Source organism: Citrobacter sp. UYEF32, from assembly GCF_040546205.1.
Classification (GTDB): domain Bacteria; phylum Pseudomonadota; class Gammaproteobacteria; order Enterobacterales; family Enterobacteriaceae; genus Phytobacter; species Phytobacter diazotrophicus.
Genome location: NZ_JBEPNI010000001.1, coordinates 746,035 through 760,608, shown reverse-complemented (window position 1 = coordinate 760,608; position 14,574 = coordinate 746,035). Strand labels below are relative to the sequence as shown.

Genomic DNA, 14,574 nt, shown 5'->3' with positions numbered 1-14,574 from the left:
TTAAATTTCTAATTTGGAAGCACGCTAATGGCTACGATTCATGTAGACGGCAAAGAATACGAGGTTAACGGAGCGGACAACCTGCTACAGGCATGTCTCTCTATGGGCCTTGATATTCCTTATTTTTGCTGGCATCCGGCGCTGGGAAGCGTGGGTGCGTGCCGCCAGTGTGCGGTGAAGCAATATCAAAACGCGGAAGACACGCGTGGTCGCCTGGTCATGTCCTGTATGACCCCGGCATCCGATGGCACCTTTATTTCTATCGACGATGAAGAAGCGAAGCAGTTCCGTGAAAGCGTTGTAGAGTGGCTGATGACCAACCACCCGCACGACTGTCCGGTCTGTGAAGAGGGCGGCAACTGCCACCTGCAGGATATGACCGTGATGACGGGTCATAGCTTCCGTCGCTACCGTTTCACCAAACGTACGCACCGCAACCAGGACCTGGGGCCGTTCATCTCTCACGAAATGAACCGTTGCATCGCCTGCTATCGCTGCGTGCGTTACTACAAAGACTACGCAGACGGCGCGGATCTTGGCGTTTATGGCGCACACGACAACGTCTACTTTGGTCGCCCGGAAGACGGTACGCTTGAAAGCGAATTCTCCGGTAACCTAGTGGAAATCTGCCCGACCGGCGTCTTCACCGATAAAACCCACTCCGAGCGTTACAACCGTAAGTGGGACATGCAGTTTGCACCGAGCATCTGCCAGCAGTGCTCACTGGGCTGTAACACCAGCCCGGGTGAACGTTACGGTGAACTGCGTCGTATCGAAAACCGCTACAACGGTACCGTTAACCACTACTTCCTCTGCGACCGTGGTCGTTTCGGCTATGGCTATGTCAACCTGAAAGACCGTCCGCGTCAGCCGGTTCAGCGCCGTGGCAATGACCTGATCACCCTTAACGCCGAGCAGGCGATGCAGGGCGCGGCAGATATTCTGCGCCAGTCGAAGAAAGTGATCGGTATCGGCTCCCCGCGCGCCAGCGTCGAAAGCAACTTCGCGCTGCGTGAGTTGGTTGGAGCAGAAAACTTCTATACCGGCATCGCCAGCGGCGAGCAGGAACGTCTGCAATTAATGCTAAAAGTGCTGCGTGAGGGCGGTATTCGTACCCCGGCGCTGCGCGAAATTGAATCTTACGATGCGGTTCTGGTTCTGGGCGAAGACATTACCCAGACGGGCGCACGTGTCGCACTGGCGGTCCGTCAGGCCGTGAAAGGGAAAGCACGTGAGATGGCAGCGGCGCAGAAAGTGGCCGACTGGCAGATTGCGGCGATCCTCAATATTGGCCAGCGCGCCAAACACCCGTTGTTTGTCACCAACGTGGACGATACCCGTCTGGACGATATCGCCGCGTGGACCTACCGCGCACCGGTAGAAGATCAGGCCCGTTTAGGCTTCGCCATCGCTCATGCGCTGGATGACGCTTCTCCGGCGGTCGAGGGGTTAAGCAGCGACTTGCGTGGCAAGGTTGATGTTATCGTTCAGGCGCTGGCTGGCGCCAAAAAACCGCTGATCATCTCCGGTACCAACACTGGCAGCACGGCTGTGATTCAGGCCGCCGCAAACGTGGCGAAGGCGCTGAAAGGCCGCGGTGCCGATGTTGGCATTACCATGATTGCCCGTTCGACCAACAGCGTCGGTCTGGGTCTGATGGGCGGTGGTTCGCTGGATGACGCGTTAACCGAACTGGAAACCGGTGCCGCTGATGCGGTTATCGTGCTGGAAAACGATCTGCACCGTCACGCTGCGGCCAGTCGCGTAAATGCCGCGCTGGATAAAGCGCCGCTGGTGTTGGTTATTGACCATCAGCGCACGGCGATCATGGACCATGCGCATCTGGTGCTGTCTGCGGCGAGCTTCGCGGAAAGCGATGGTACGGTTATCAACAATGAAGGACGCGCGCAGCGCTTCTTCCAGGTGTATGACCCGGCCTACTACGACAGCAAAACGATTATGCTGGAAAGCTGGCGTTGGCTGCACTCCCTGCACAGCACCGTACAGAGCCGTGAAGTGGACTGGACGCAGCTTGACCATGTTATCGACGCTGTGGTTGAAAAAATGCCGCAGTTCGCCGGTATCAAAGACGCTGCGCCGGATGCCAGCTTCCGTATCCGTGGCCAGAAACTGGCACGTGAACCGCACCGCTACAGTGGTCGTACGGCCATGCGCGCCAATATCAGCGTTCACGAACCGCGTCAGCCGCAGGATAAAGACACCATGTTCGCTTTCTCAATGGAAGGGAACAACCAGCCGTCCGCACCGCGTTCACAAATTCCGTTCGCATGGGCTCCGGGCTGGAACTCCCCGCAAGCATGGAACAAATTCCAGGCTGAGGTGGGCGGTTCACTGCGCCACGGCGATCCGGGCGTGCGGCTGATCGAAGCCTCGGCGACCGGTCTGGATTACTTCACTTCTGTTCCGGCGGGCTTTGAACCGCAGGACGGTCAGTGGCGTATTGCGCCTTACTATCATCTGTTCGGCAGTGATGAACTGTCTCAGCGTTCTCCGGTCTTCCAGAGCCGTATGCCTGAGCCGTATATCAAACTCAACCCGGCTGACGCCGCGAAGTTGGGTGTGAATGCGGGCGCGCATATTTCGTTCAGCTACGACGGTCAGACGTTAAGCCTGCCGCTGCAGCTTTCCGAAGGGCTGACGGCAGGGCAGGTTGGTTTGCCGATGGGCATGCCGGGCATTGCCCCGGTACTGGCCGGCGCACGTCTTGAAAATCTGCAGGAGGCGCAAGCATGAGTTGGTTAACACCGGATGTTATCGACATTCTGTTAGGTATCATCAAGGCTGTCGTGATCCTGCTGGTGGTTGTCACCTGCGGCGCGCTCATGAGTTTTGGCGAACGTCGACTGCTGGGGCTGTTCCAGAACCGCTACGGACCGAACCGCGTAGGCTGGGGTGGTTCACTCCAGATCGTCGCGGACATGATCAAGATGTTCTTTAAAGAGGACTGGATCCCGAAATTCACTGACCGGGTTATCTTCACCCTCGCACCGATGATCGCTTTTACCTCGCTGCTGCTGGCCTTCGCCATTGTCCCGGTGAGTCCTGGCTGGGTGGTAGCGGACCTGAACATCGGGATTTTGTTCTTCCTGATGATGGCAGGTCTTGCGGTCTACGCGGTGCTGTTCGCTGGCTGGTCGAGTAACAACAAATACTCCCTGCTCGGCGCGATGCGTGCTTCTGCGCAGACGCTGAGCTACGAAGTCTTTCTCGGGCTTTCGCTGATGGGCGTGGTGGCACAGGCCGGTTCATTCAACATGACCGACATCGTCAATAACCAGGCTGATATCTGGAACGTTATCCCGCAGTTCTTTGGTTTTATTACCTTCGCTATCGCGGGCGTGGCGGTGTGTCACCGTCACCCGTTTGACCAGCCGGAAGCCGAGCAGGAACTGGCCGATGGTTACCACATTGAATATTCCGGTATGAAGTTCGGTCTGTTCTTTGTGGGGGAATACATCGGTATCGTGACCATCTCTGCACTGATGGTGACGTTGTTCTTCGGTGGCTGGCATGGCCCGTTCTTACCGCCATTCATCTGGTTCGCGATTAAAACCGCGTTCTTTATGATGATGTTCATTTTGATTCGCGCAGCGTTACCCCGTCCGCGTTATGACCAGGTAATGTCCTTCGGCTGGAAAGTATGTCTGCCGCTGACGCTTCTCAATCTGTTGGGTACGGCGGCTGTCATTCTCTGGCAAGCGCAATAAGGGGTGAAAAGACCATGACTTTAAAAGAATTACTCGTGGGCTTCGGCACCCAGGTGCGTAGTATCTGGATGATCGGCCTGCATGCGTTTGCGAAACGCGAAACTCGGATGTACCCGGAAGAGCCGGTATATTTGCCGCCGCGCTACCGTGGACGCATCGTCCTGACGCGTGACCCGGACGGCGCCGAGCGCTGTGTTGCCTGTAACCTGTGTGCGGTAGCGTGCCCGGTAGGCTGTATCTCTTTGCAAAAAGCAGAGACGGTAGATGGCCGTTGGTATCCGGAGTTTTTCCGCATTAACTTCTCGCGCTGCATTTTCTGCGGTCTGTGTGAAGAGGCGTGCCCAACCACTGCAATCCAGCTAACCCCGGACTTCGAACTGGGTGAGTACAAGCGCCAGGACCTGGTGTACGAAAAAGAGGATCTGCTGATCTCCGGTCCGGGTAAATATCCGGAATATAACTTCTACCGGATGGCAGGTATGGCAATCGACGGAAAAGATAAGGGCGAGGCGCAGAACGAAGCCAAACCTATCGACGTCAAGAGCCTGTTACCGTAAGGAGAGGGGCAATGGAGTTCGCTTTTTATATCTGTGGCCTGGTAGCCATCCTCGCGACACTACGGGTTATTACCCATACTAATCCGGTGCATGCGTTGCTGTACCTGATTGTGTCGCTGCTGGCGATTGCAGGTGTCTTCTTCTCGCTTGGCGCCTATTTTGCCGGTGCGCTGGAAATCATCGTTTACGCGGGCGCGATTATGGTGCTGTTCGTGTTTGTGGTGATGATGCTCAATCTGGGCGGCAGCGAAATCGAACAGGAGCGTCAGTGGCTGCGACCGCAAGTGTGGGTTGGCCCGGCACTGTTGTCTGCTGTGCTGCTGGGCGTGATGATTTACGCCATTACTGGCGTTAACGATCAGGGTATTGATGGTACGCCGATCAGCGCCAAAGCGGTGGGTAAGGACCTGTTCGGTGCATATGTGCTGGCGGTTGAACTGGCTTCTATGCTGCTGCTGGCAGGCCTGGTGGTCGCCTTCCATGTCGGTCGTGAAGACCGTATGGGCGAAGTGCTGAGCAATCGGGCGGACGATCGCGCGAAAAGAAAAACGGAGGAGCGCGCATGATCCCTTTACAACATGGACTGATCCTCGCGGCGATATTATTCGTGCTGGGCTTAACTGGTCTGGTGATTCGTCGCAACCTGCTGTTTATGCTGATCGGGCTTGAGATCATGATCAATGCCGCCGCGCTGGCTTTTGTGGTGGCAGGCAGCTACTGGGGGCAGACCGACGGTCAGATAATGTACATCCTCGCCATTAGCCTCGCGGCTGCGGAAGCGAGTATTGGCCTGGCGTTGCTGCTGCAACTCCATCGTCGCCGTCAGAATCTGAATATCGATTCAGTAAGTGAGATGCGTGGATGAACATGCTCGCCTTAACCATTATTTTTCCTCTGATTGGCTTTTTGCTGCTCTCTTTTTCACGTGGGCGCTGGTCGGAAAATCTGTCTGCCACCGTGGGTATCGGCTCTATCGGTTTATCTGCACTGGTAACGGCGATTGTCGGACTGGATTTCATCAATAACGGTCATCAGGGTTTTACCCAACCACTGTGGACGTGGATGTCTGTTGGCAACTTCAACATCAGCTTTAGTCTGGTGCTGGATGGTCTGTCGCTGACCATGCTCTCTGTGGTGACCGGTGTTGGCTTCCTGATCCATATGTTCGCCTCCTGGTATATGCGCGGCGAAGAGGGTTACTCCCGCTTCTTCGCCTACACCAACCTGTTTATCGCCAGCATGGTGATTCTGGTACTGGCGGATAACCTGCTGTTGATGTACCTCGGCTGGGAAGGCGTGGGCCTCTGTTCTTATCTGCTGATCGGTTTCTACTACACCGATCCGAAGAATGGCGCAGCCGCAATGAAAGCGTTTGTCGTAACCCGCGTGGGTGACGTCTTCCTCGCCTTTGCGCTGTTCATTCTTTATAACGAACTGGGTACCCTGAACTTCCGCGAAATGGTTGAATTGGCACCGCAGCATTTCGCCAATGGCAGCACCATGCTGCAGTGGGCGACACTGATGCTGCTGGGTGGTGCGGTCGGTAAATCTGCACAGCTTCCGTTGCAAACGTGGCTGGCTGATGCGATGGCAGGCCCGACGCCTGTCTCCGCGCTGATCCACGCCGCAACGATGGTGACCGCGGGTGTCTACCTGATTGCGCGTACGCATGGCCTGTTCCTGTTAACGCCGGAAATTCTGCATCTGGTGGGGATTGTCGGGGCAGTAACCCTGTTGCTGGCGGGTTTTGCCGCGCTGGTACAGACCGACATCAAACGTGTTCTCGCCTACTCCACCATGAGCCAGATTGGCTATATGTTCCTGGCGCTGGGCGTGCAGGCGTGGGATGCGGCGATTTTCCATCTGATGACGCACGCGTTCTTTAAAGCGCTGCTGTTCCTCTCGTCCGGTTCGGTGATTCTGGCCTGCCATCACGAGCAGAACATCTTCAAAATGGGCGGTCTGCGTAAGTCTATTCCGCTGGTTTATGCCTGCTTCCTTGTGGGTGGTGCGGCGCTGTCAGCATTGCCGATGGTGACTGCGGGCTTCTTTAGTAAGGACGAAATTCTTGCGGGTGCCGTGGCTAACGGTCATATCAACCTGATGGTAGCGGGCCTGGTCGGCGCGTTTATGACCTCGCTGTATACGTTCCGTATGATTTTCATCGTCTTCCATGGCAAAGAAAAAATTCATGCACATGCAGGGAAGGGGATTACCCATCATCTGCCGCTGATTGTACTGCTGGTACTGTCCACGTTTGTCGGCGCAATGATTGTTCCGCCGCTGCATGGCGTACTGCCGGAAACCACCGAGCTTGAACACGGTAGCGTGGTCATGCTGGAAGTGGCTTCGGGTGTTGTGGCTATCGTCGGGATCCTGCTGGCTGCCTGGCTGTGGCTGGGTAAACGTACCCTGGTGACATCTATTGCCAACAGCGCACCGGGCCGTCTGCTGGGTACCTGGTGGTACAACGCGTGGGGCTTTGACTGGCTGTATGATCGCGTCTTCGTCAAACCATTCCTCGGTGTGGCATGGCTGTTGAAACGCGATCCACTGAATGCACTGATGAACATTCCGGCGATTCTGTCCCGCTTTGCAGGCAAAGGTCTGCTGCTAAGTGAGAACGGCTATCTGCGCTGGTATGTGGCGTCGATGAGCATCGGTGCAGTGGTGATTCTGGCGTTGCTGATGGTATTGCATTGAGTTTGATTTGAGGTGCGGTTTTACCCGGTGACGCTGCGCTTACCGGGCCTACGAGACCGTAGGTCGGCTAAGCGTTAGCGCCACCCGGCACAAGAAACAGCACCCAATCGTGAATGTTGTCGAATTCGTTGAAAATCGGTCCCTTAGGGACTTTAACAAGGAATAAAAATCGCCATGTTATTACCCTGGCTAATATTAATTCCCTTCATCGGTGGTTTCCTGTGCTGGCAGACCGAACGCTTTGGCGTCCGTGTTCCGCGCTGGATCGCACTGGTCACCATGGGACTGACGCTGGCGCTTGGCCTGCAACTCTGGTTGCAGGGCGGCTATTCACTGACGCAATCCGCTGGCATTCCGCAGTGGCAATCGGAGTTCTTACTCCCCTGGATCCCGCGTTTTGGCATCAATATCCATCTGGCACTGGACGGCCTGTCCCTGCTGATGGTGGTGCTGACCGGTTTTCTCGGCGTACTGGCGGTACTCTGCTCCTGGCGTGAAATCGAAAAATATCAGGGCTTTTTCCACCTGAACCTGATGTGGATCCTGGGCGGCGTTATCGGCGTGTTCCTGGCCATCGACATGTTCCTGTTCTTCTTCTTCTGGGAAATGATGCTGGTGCCGATGTACTTCCTGATAGCACTCTGGGGCCACAAAGCCTCCGACGGGAAGACTCGTATCACCGCCGCGACCAAATTCTTCATCTATACCCAGGCAAGTGGTCTGGTGATGTTGATTGCGATTCTGGCGCTGGTGCTGGTGCATCATAACGCGACGGGCGTCTGGACCTTCGATTATCAGGATCTCCTGAAAACCCCGATGTCGCACGGTGTTGAATACCTGCTGATGCTGGGCTTCTTTATCGCGTTTGCGGTGAAAATGCCGGTGGTTCCGTTGCATGGCTGGCTGCCGGATGCGCACTCCCAGGCACCGACGGCGGGTTCCGTTGACCTGGCGGGCATCTTGCTGAAAACGGCGGCCTACGGTCTGCTGCGCTTCGCACTGCCGCTGTTCCCGAACGCCTCTGCTGAGTTTGCGCCGATTGCTATGTGGCTGGGCGTTATCGGTATCTTCTACGGTGCGTGGATGGCCTTCACGCAGTACGATATCAAGCGTCTGATCGCCTATACCTCCGTTTCCCACATGGGCTTCGTGCTGATCGCCATCTACACCGGCAGCCAACTGGCCTATCAGGGGGCGGTAATCCAGATGATTGCCCACGGTCTTTCCGCCGCCGGTCTTTTCATCCTCTGTGGTCAGTTGTACGAACGCCTGCATACCCGTGATATGCGCATGATGGGCGGTTTGTGGGGCAAAATTAAATGGCTGCCTGCGCTGTCGATGTTCTTTGCAGTTGCCACGCTGGGTATGCCAGGCACCGGTAACTTCGTTGGCGAATTTATGATTTTGTTCGGTAGCTACCAGGTCGTTCCGGTAATTACCGTTATTTCGACCTTCGGTCTGGTGTTTGCGTCTGTTTATTCACTGGCGATGCTGCATCGCGCTTACTTCGGTAAAGCAAAAAGCGAGCTGGCCAGTCAAACGTTACCAGGGATGTCACTGCGCGAGCTGCTGATGATTCTGTCGCTGGTTGTACTTCTGGTACTGCTTGGCTTCTATCCGCAGCCGATTCTGGATACCTCGCATTCCGCGATGAGTAATATCCAGCAGTGGTTTGTTAATTCTGTTTCTACTACAAGGCCGTAAAGCGCTTATGACTTTAACCACACAACACCTGATTGCGCTGCTGCCGCTGCTGATCGTCGGCTTGACGGTGGTGGTTGTGATGCTCTCCATTGCGTGGCGACGCAACCATTTCTTCAATGCCACGCTATCGGTTATTGGTCTGAACGTCGCTCTGCTGTCGCTCTGGTTTGTTGGCCAGGCGGGTGCAATGGACGTGACGCCATTGATGCGCGTAGACGGTTACGCCATGCTGTATACCGGCCTGGTGCTACTGGCGAGCCTCGCAACCTGTACGTTTGCCTATCCCTGGCTTGAAGGCTACAACGACAATAAAGAAGAGTTCTACCTGCTGGTGTTGATCGCCGCGCTGGGCGGAATTCTGCTGGCGAACGCCAACCATATGGCGGCCCTGTTCCTCGGTATCGAGCTTATCTCTTTACCGCTGTTCGGGCTGATTGGTTACGCTTTCCGTCAAAAACGTTCGCTGGAAGCCAGTATCAAGTACACCATTCTGTCTGCCGCAGCCTCTTCTTTCCTGCTGTTCGGTATGGCGCTGGTTTACGCACAGTCCGGCAATCTGTCGTTTGTTGCGCTGGGCAAGAGCATCGCCGGGGACGTACTGCATGAACCGCTGCTGTTAACCGGTCTGGGTCTGATGATTGTTGGCCTTGGCTTTAAACTCTCTCTGGTTCCGTTCCATCTGTGGACGCCGGACGTTTATCAGGGTGCGCCAGCGCCGGTTTCAACCTTCCTGGCAACGGCGAGCAAGATTGCTATCTTTGGCGTCGTGATGCGTCTGTTCCTGTACGCACCGGTAGGCCAAAGTGAAGCCATCCGCGTCGTACTGGGGATTATCGCCTTTGTCTCCATCATCTTCGGTAACCTGATGGCGCTGAGCCAGACCAACATTAAACGTCTGCTTGGTTACTCTTCCATTTCCCATCTGGGTTATCTGCTGGTAGCGCTCATTGCGCTGCAAAGCGGTGAAATGTCGATGGAAACGGTGGGTGTCTACCTGGCGGGTTATCTGTTCAGCAGCCTTGGCGCGTTCGGCGTGGTGAGCCTGATGTCCAGCCCGTATCGTGGCCCGGACGCGGAATCCCTGTTCTCTTATCGCGGCCTGTTCTGGCACCGTCCAATTCTGTCGGCGGTAATGACGGTTATGATGCTGTCGCTGGCGGGTATTCCAATGACGCTGGGCTTTATCGGTAAGTTCTATGTGCTGGCAGTGGGCGTACAGGCACACCTGTGGTGGCTGACGGCGGCCGTGGTTCTGGGCTCTGCCATCGGTCTCTACTACTATCTGCGCGTCGCGGTAAGTCTCTATCTGAGTGCGCCGCAACAGCTTAACCGTGATGCACCGAGTAACTGGCAGTATAGCGCCGGTGGTGTTGTGGTACTGATCTCTGCACTGCTGGTGCTGCTGCTCGGTATCTATCCGCAGCCGCTGATTTCGCTGGTACAACTGGCGAAACCGCTGATGTAATGCCTTTCAGATAATAAAAAACCGCCGATATCGGCGGTTTTTTTATGTCAGAAAAACGTTGTGAATTTATTTTGCCAGCAGTGGCCTGGACATGATTTTTTGTCCACTAACCAGCGGCCCGGTGATATGGCTGGCTGAACGTTCAAGCACTTCCTGAATGACCGACGACAGTTCGTTAATTTCAAACTTCGCCACATAACCATCGGCCTGCACTTTACGCACGTGGTCTTCGTTAGCGCTACCGGATAGCGAGGAGTGAATCACTACCGGAATATGCTTAAGCCGCGGGTCGCTCTTGATAAGACGGGTCAGGGTGAAACCGTCCATTTCTGGCATTTCCAGGTCCGTCAGAACCATTGAAATCTTATCGCTGATAGGGACGCCTTCGGCATCGGCCTGCTGGCTGAGCACCTGAATACGCTCCCAGGCATCTTTACCTGTAATGTGCATCGTGTTGGGGATCTGCATCGCCTGCAGACCTTTATCCAGCATTGCGCGCGCCACTTTCGAATCTTCTGCCACAATCGCGACGGCACCGGGTTTGATGTTGAATTTCTTATCCGGAAGATGGTTGCCGTGCAGGTCGTGATCCGCGGGCGAAATATCATAGAGAATCTGCTCAACATCCAGCACCATCGCAAGATTGTTGCTGTCTTTGTCTTCGTCCAGACAGGCAATACTGGTGATGTACTGACCGTTGATGGCCTTCTCTGCCGTATGAACCTGTTTCCAGTCCAGACGAATAATGTTCTCTACCGACTCCACCGCAAACGCCTGTACGCTGCGGGCATATTCAGTAATTAACAAAATATTGAGTCCAGTCTCAGGCTTACAGCCAGCAACGGCGGAGAGATCAATCACCGGGATCACCTGATCGCGAATGTTCACCATCCCCATTAACGGCGGTTTCATTCCGGCAGGACGGGTAAACGTTGGCATCGGAACGATTTCGCGCAATTTAAAAACGTTAATGCCGAAAAGTTCTGATTTCTCGTTTTTCATCGAGGCACCAAGACGAAACAGCAACAGCTCAAAACGGTTAGACAGGGTGAGATTCGCCCTGTCATCAATATCTTTCTGGAAATTATCCATGGTGCCCTCAATGTGAAATACCTGCGGTAAGACTGTTATCGGCACCTTGCGGAAAAAGTAGAGTGCGCAATATCACATCACAGCGCAATGGTATAAAAATCTTTTGCGAGGGTGGTTTGTACAAATATTGTCCGGCATTCGTGAAGTAACTGCTGGCTTCCTTCGGCGTCATAGCGGGAACTGAGGTGAGTAATGACGAGCCTGCCCACGCCTGCGTCCCGCGCCAGTTGCGCCGCCTGATACGTTGAGCTGTGTCCACGGCTGTTCGCTTTTTCCTCCATGGCATGCTCCAGCGTGGCCTCATGTACCATCATGTCGACACCCTGCGCCAATTGCAGCGCGGCAGGGCACGGGGCGGTATCACCGAAAATGGCCAGTTTTTTCCCCGGTGTTGCCGGGGCGAGGAAATCCTCACCGCGAATAATGCGGCCATCTGCCAGCGTCACCGCTTCGCCGTTTTTGAGATGCTGGAAAAGCGGGCCGGGCGGTACGCCCTGGGCTATCAATGCCTGGGCATCCAGGGCGCCTGGTTTGTCATGCTCTTCAATACGATAGCCATAACACTCCACCGGATGGTTCAGTGCGAAAGCGGTGACACGGCGTAAACCATCATCCACAACCAGACCCTCGCTAACCTCTTCAATCGTCAGCGGATAGTCGGTCCACGACCCGCTCAGACGCAGGCTGGTCTCCACGAATTCGCGAATCCCTTTCGGTCCATAAATCGTCAGCGGCTGCGCATTGCCCGCCATTGAACGGCTGCAGAGCAGCCCTGGCAGGCCAAAAAGGTGGTCACCATGCAGGTGAGTGATAAAAATACGATCCAGCTTGCCGGGATTAAAGGACGTGCGCAGCAGTTGATGCTGTGTCCCTTCGCCGCAGTCAAATAACCACAGGCCAGCCTGCGTTGGGTGCTGCAAATTGAGCAATATCGCGGTCACATTACGCGAGCGGGTTGGCACGCCCGCAGAGGTGCCAAGAAAAATCAGTTCCACAATGCATTACGCCCTTTGCGTTAATGGCAAAGCATTTAGTATAACGAGGTCACACCAAATAAGGAGCACATCATGATTCGCTGGCAGGACCTCCACCACTCTGAATTGACCGTCGCTGATCTTTACGCCCTGCTTAAGCTGCGCTGTGAAGTCTTTATTGTTGAACAAACCTGCCCGTACCTTGATGTCGATGGCGATGACCTGGTTGGTCAAAACCGCCATCTGCTCGGCTGGAAGGAAAATCAGCTGGTGACGTATGCGAGGATTCTGAAAAGTGAAGACGATCTGGAGCCTGTAGTGATAGGTCGGGTGATTGTCAGTGAGCAGGTTCGCGGTGAAAAATTGGGTTACCAACTGATGGAACGTGCGGTAGCTTCCTGCCTGCAACACTGGCCGCAGCACGCGCTGTATCTGGGGGCGCAGGCCCATCTGCAGCATTTTTATGCCCGCTTTGGTTTTGTTCCGGTGACTGATGTTTATGACGAAGATGGCATTTTACACATCGGTATGGCGCGGGAAGTGCGCCAGGCGTAACCGTCAGTGATTGTCTATAGTTAGCGGACAGGTACATAACATGGAGAAAACCGATGTCTAATCAATTTTATGATTCACGTATCGATGATGACCTGGCCCTGCTGAGCGAGACGCTGGAAGAAGTGTTACGTTCCTCAGGCGACCCTGCTGACCAGAAGTATATTGAGCTTAAAGCACGCGCAGAACAGGCTCTGCATGACGTGAAAAACCGCGTCAGTAGCGCGTCTGATACCTATTACTATCGGGCGAAAAAAGCGGTTTACCGCGCGGATGATTATGTGCACGAAAACCCCTGGCACGGTATTGGCGTAGGTGCCTCTGTCGGTCTTGTCCTGGGCTTGCTGCTGGCCCGCCGTTAATAAAAATCCCCTCCCTCAACGGGGGTACTGCTAATTTTCGCAGTCACCCCGTATACTAAGCGTTTTTGAGCGGGAGGGGATTGCGTGCTTTCGATTTCAGTTGCGCTGGAGCAGTTACGCGAGAAGTTATCCGGCATTGATGCCAACTCACCTGGATTCTACGTTTTTGACGTTGCCTTTGCCCTCAATGACGCTTTCGACCCACTGACTTTTTTAGCCAGCCAGCCCTGTTTCCCCCAATTCTACTGGCAGCAACGTAGCGGTGAAGATGAAGCCGCTGCGCTGGGGCAGGTGCTGCGTTTTCCCTCACTGGCAGAAGCCCGGCATTTCCTCAACGATAATCCCGAACATGACTTGCGTGTCTGGGGGCTGAATGCTTTTGACCCTCAACAAGGCGAGCTGTTCCTGCCGCGTCTCGAATGGCGTCGGGAAGGGGGGCGGGCATCCTTACGCCTTATTGTCTTAAATGGCAACGCGCAACAAAACGATGTCGCGCAGGCCCGGTCATTTATTGATGCCCTGGTACGGGCGAAATCGCTGCCAGATGCGCAGATGGAATTGGTCTCGCAGCATCACTTTCCGCAACAATCGGGCTGGGAAGCGCTGGTCACGCAGGCCACGCAGGCGATTACCCGCGGCGAGATGGATAAAGTCGTACTCGCGCGTGCCACGGATTACCATTTCTCCCAACCGGTTAATGCTGCTGCAGTTATGGCGGCGAGCCGTCGTCTTAACCACCATTGCTTTCATTTTTTTATCGCATTCGATCCCCACAATGCGTTTCTGGGGTCATCTCCCGAGCGCCTGTGGCGCAGAAGGGGTACCTCATTGCGTACCGAAGCCCTGGCCGGTACCGTCGCCAATGATACAGACGATACCCGGGCTACTGAGCTTGGCGACTGGTTAATGAATGACGATAAAAACCAGCGCGAGAATATGCTCGTCGTTGAAGATATTTGTCAGAGATTACAGCATGCAACCTCTACGCTGGATGTATTGCCACCGCAAATTGTTCGACTGCGTAAAGTGCAGCATTTGCGACGCTGTATCTGGACCGAGATGCATCATAACGATGATGCACAGTGCTTAACGCTGCTCCAGCCAACAGCGGCGGTGGCCGGGCTCCCCCGCCTGGCGGCGCGTGCGTTTATTACCCAGCATGAACCCTTTGAGCGTGAGTGGTATGCCGGTTCGGCAGGCTATTTGTCACTTAAACAAAGCGAGTTCTGCGTTGCATTACGTTGTGCAAAAATCAGTGGTACAACCGTACGTTTATACGCGGGAGCCGGGATCGTGGCGGGTTCCGATCCGACAATGGAATGGCAGGAAATCGAAAATAAAGCAGCGGGATTGCGTTCGCTCTTGATAATGAAACACGTATAACCGACCCATATCAAAAATCTATTTTTTTCGATTCTTTATACTAAGCCACAATAT

13 protein-coding genes are annotated in these 14,574 nt (G+C 54.8%); 11 read left to right on the top strand and 2 right to left on the bottom strand.

All coding sequences use genetic code 11. The features are described 5' to 3' along the window. Positions 1–27 precede the first annotated feature (27 nt). From nuoG to nuoN, 8 genes are all read left to right on the top strand, one after another. Positions 28–2,754 carry an NADH-quinone oxidoreductase subunit NuoG gene (gene nuoG, locus ABIB59_RS03750; RefSeq protein WP_039079883.1) on the top strand — a complete coding sequence of 909 codons (2,727 nt, stop codon included), beginning with the start codon at positions 28–30 and terminating at the stop codon, positions 2,752–2,754. Beyond that, a complete protein-coding gene (gene nuoH, locus ABIB59_RS03745; protein ID WP_039079884.1) occupies positions 2,751–3,728 on the top strand; it encodes an NADH-quinone oxidoreductase subunit NuoH in 978 nt (325 codons plus the stop codon). The genes nuoG and nuoH overlap by 4 nt, the downstream gene beginning before the upstream one ends. A 14-nt stretch (positions 3,729–3,742) precedes the next feature. Then, positions 3,743–4,285 (top strand): NADH-quinone oxidoreductase subunit NuoI, encoded by a 543-nt coding sequence (gene nuoI / locus ABIB59_RS03740; RefSeq protein ID WP_039079885.1) that lies wholly within the window; start codon positions 3,743–3,745, stop codon positions 4,283–4,285. An 11-nt stretch (positions 4,286–4,296) separates the two neighbouring features. After that, on the top strand, positions 4,297–4,851 hold the full coding sequence (gene nuoJ / locus ABIB59_RS03735) for an NADH-quinone oxidoreductase subunit J (protein ID WP_039079886.1): 555 nt from the start codon (positions 4,297–4,299) through the stop codon (positions 4,849–4,851). Continuing rightward, positions 4,848–5,150, top strand: a complete 303-nt coding sequence (nuoK, locus tag ABIB59_RS03730) for an NADH-quinone oxidoreductase subunit NuoK (protein ID WP_004388260.1) — start codon at positions 4,848–4,850, stop codon at positions 5,148–5,150. Before nuoJ ends, nuoK begins: the two co-directional genes overlap by 4 nt. After that, a complete protein-coding gene (nuoL, locus tag ABIB59_RS03725) occupies positions 5,147–6,988 on the top strand; it encodes an NADH-quinone oxidoreductase subunit L (protein ID WP_354034051.1) in 1,842 nt (613 codons plus the stop codon). The genes nuoK and nuoL overlap by 4 nt, the downstream gene beginning before the upstream one ends. Positions 6,989–7,162: 174 nt before the next feature. Further along, the gene (gene nuoM / locus ABIB59_RS03720) at positions 7,163–8,692 is read left to right on the top strand and encodes an NADH-quinone oxidoreductase subunit M (RefSeq protein WP_039079889.1); all 1,530 of its coding nucleotides are present in this window, start codon (positions 7,163–7,165) and stop codon (positions 8,690–8,692) included. 7 nt (positions 8,693–8,699) lie between these two features. Further along, entirely contained in the window at positions 8,700–10,157 is a 1,458-nt protein-coding gene (gene nuoN / locus ABIB59_RS03715) for an NADH-quinone oxidoreductase subunit NuoN (RefSeq protein ID WP_039079890.1), read from the top strand. A 66-nt stretch (positions 10,158–10,223) separates the two neighbouring features. Here the strand turns inward: nuoN and ABIB59_RS03710 are convergent, their stop codons facing one another. Both ABIB59_RS03710 and rbn read right to left on the bottom strand, forming a co-directional pair. Continuing rightward, positions 10,224–11,249 (bottom strand): chemotaxis protein, encoded by a 1,026-nt coding sequence (locus tag ABIB59_RS03710; RefSeq protein WP_039079898.1) that lies wholly within the window; start codon positions 11,247–11,249, stop codon positions 10,224–10,226. Between the two features lie 77 nt (positions 11,250–11,326). Next, a complete protein-coding gene (rbn, locus tag ABIB59_RS03705; protein WP_108700922.1) occupies positions 11,327–12,244 on the bottom strand; it encodes a ribonuclease BN in 918 nt (305 codons plus the stop codon). Between the two features lie 72 nt (positions 12,245–12,316). Between rbn and ABIB59_RS03700 the strand changes: the two genes are divergently transcribed. From ABIB59_RS03700 to menF, 3 genes are all read left to right on the top strand, one after another. Beyond that, on the top strand, positions 12,317–12,778 hold the full coding sequence (locus ABIB59_RS03700) for a GNAT family N-acetyltransferase (protein WP_354034048.1): 462 nt from the start codon (positions 12,317–12,319) through the stop codon (positions 12,776–12,778). 53 nt (positions 12,779–12,831) lie between these two features. Continuing rightward, a complete protein-coding gene (elaB, locus tag ABIB59_RS03695; RefSeq protein ID WP_079496251.1) occupies positions 12,832–13,137 on the top strand; it encodes a stress response protein ElaB in 306 nt (101 codons plus the stop codon). An 84-nt stretch (positions 13,138–13,221) separates the two neighbouring features. Continuing rightward, the gene (gene menF, locus ABIB59_RS03690) at positions 13,222–14,520 is read left to right on the top strand and encodes an isochorismate synthase MenF (RefSeq protein ID WP_107223775.1); all 1,299 of its coding nucleotides are present in this window, start codon (positions 13,222–13,224) and stop codon (positions 14,518–14,520) included. The last annotated feature ends 54 nt before the right edge of the window (positions 14,521–14,574 follow it).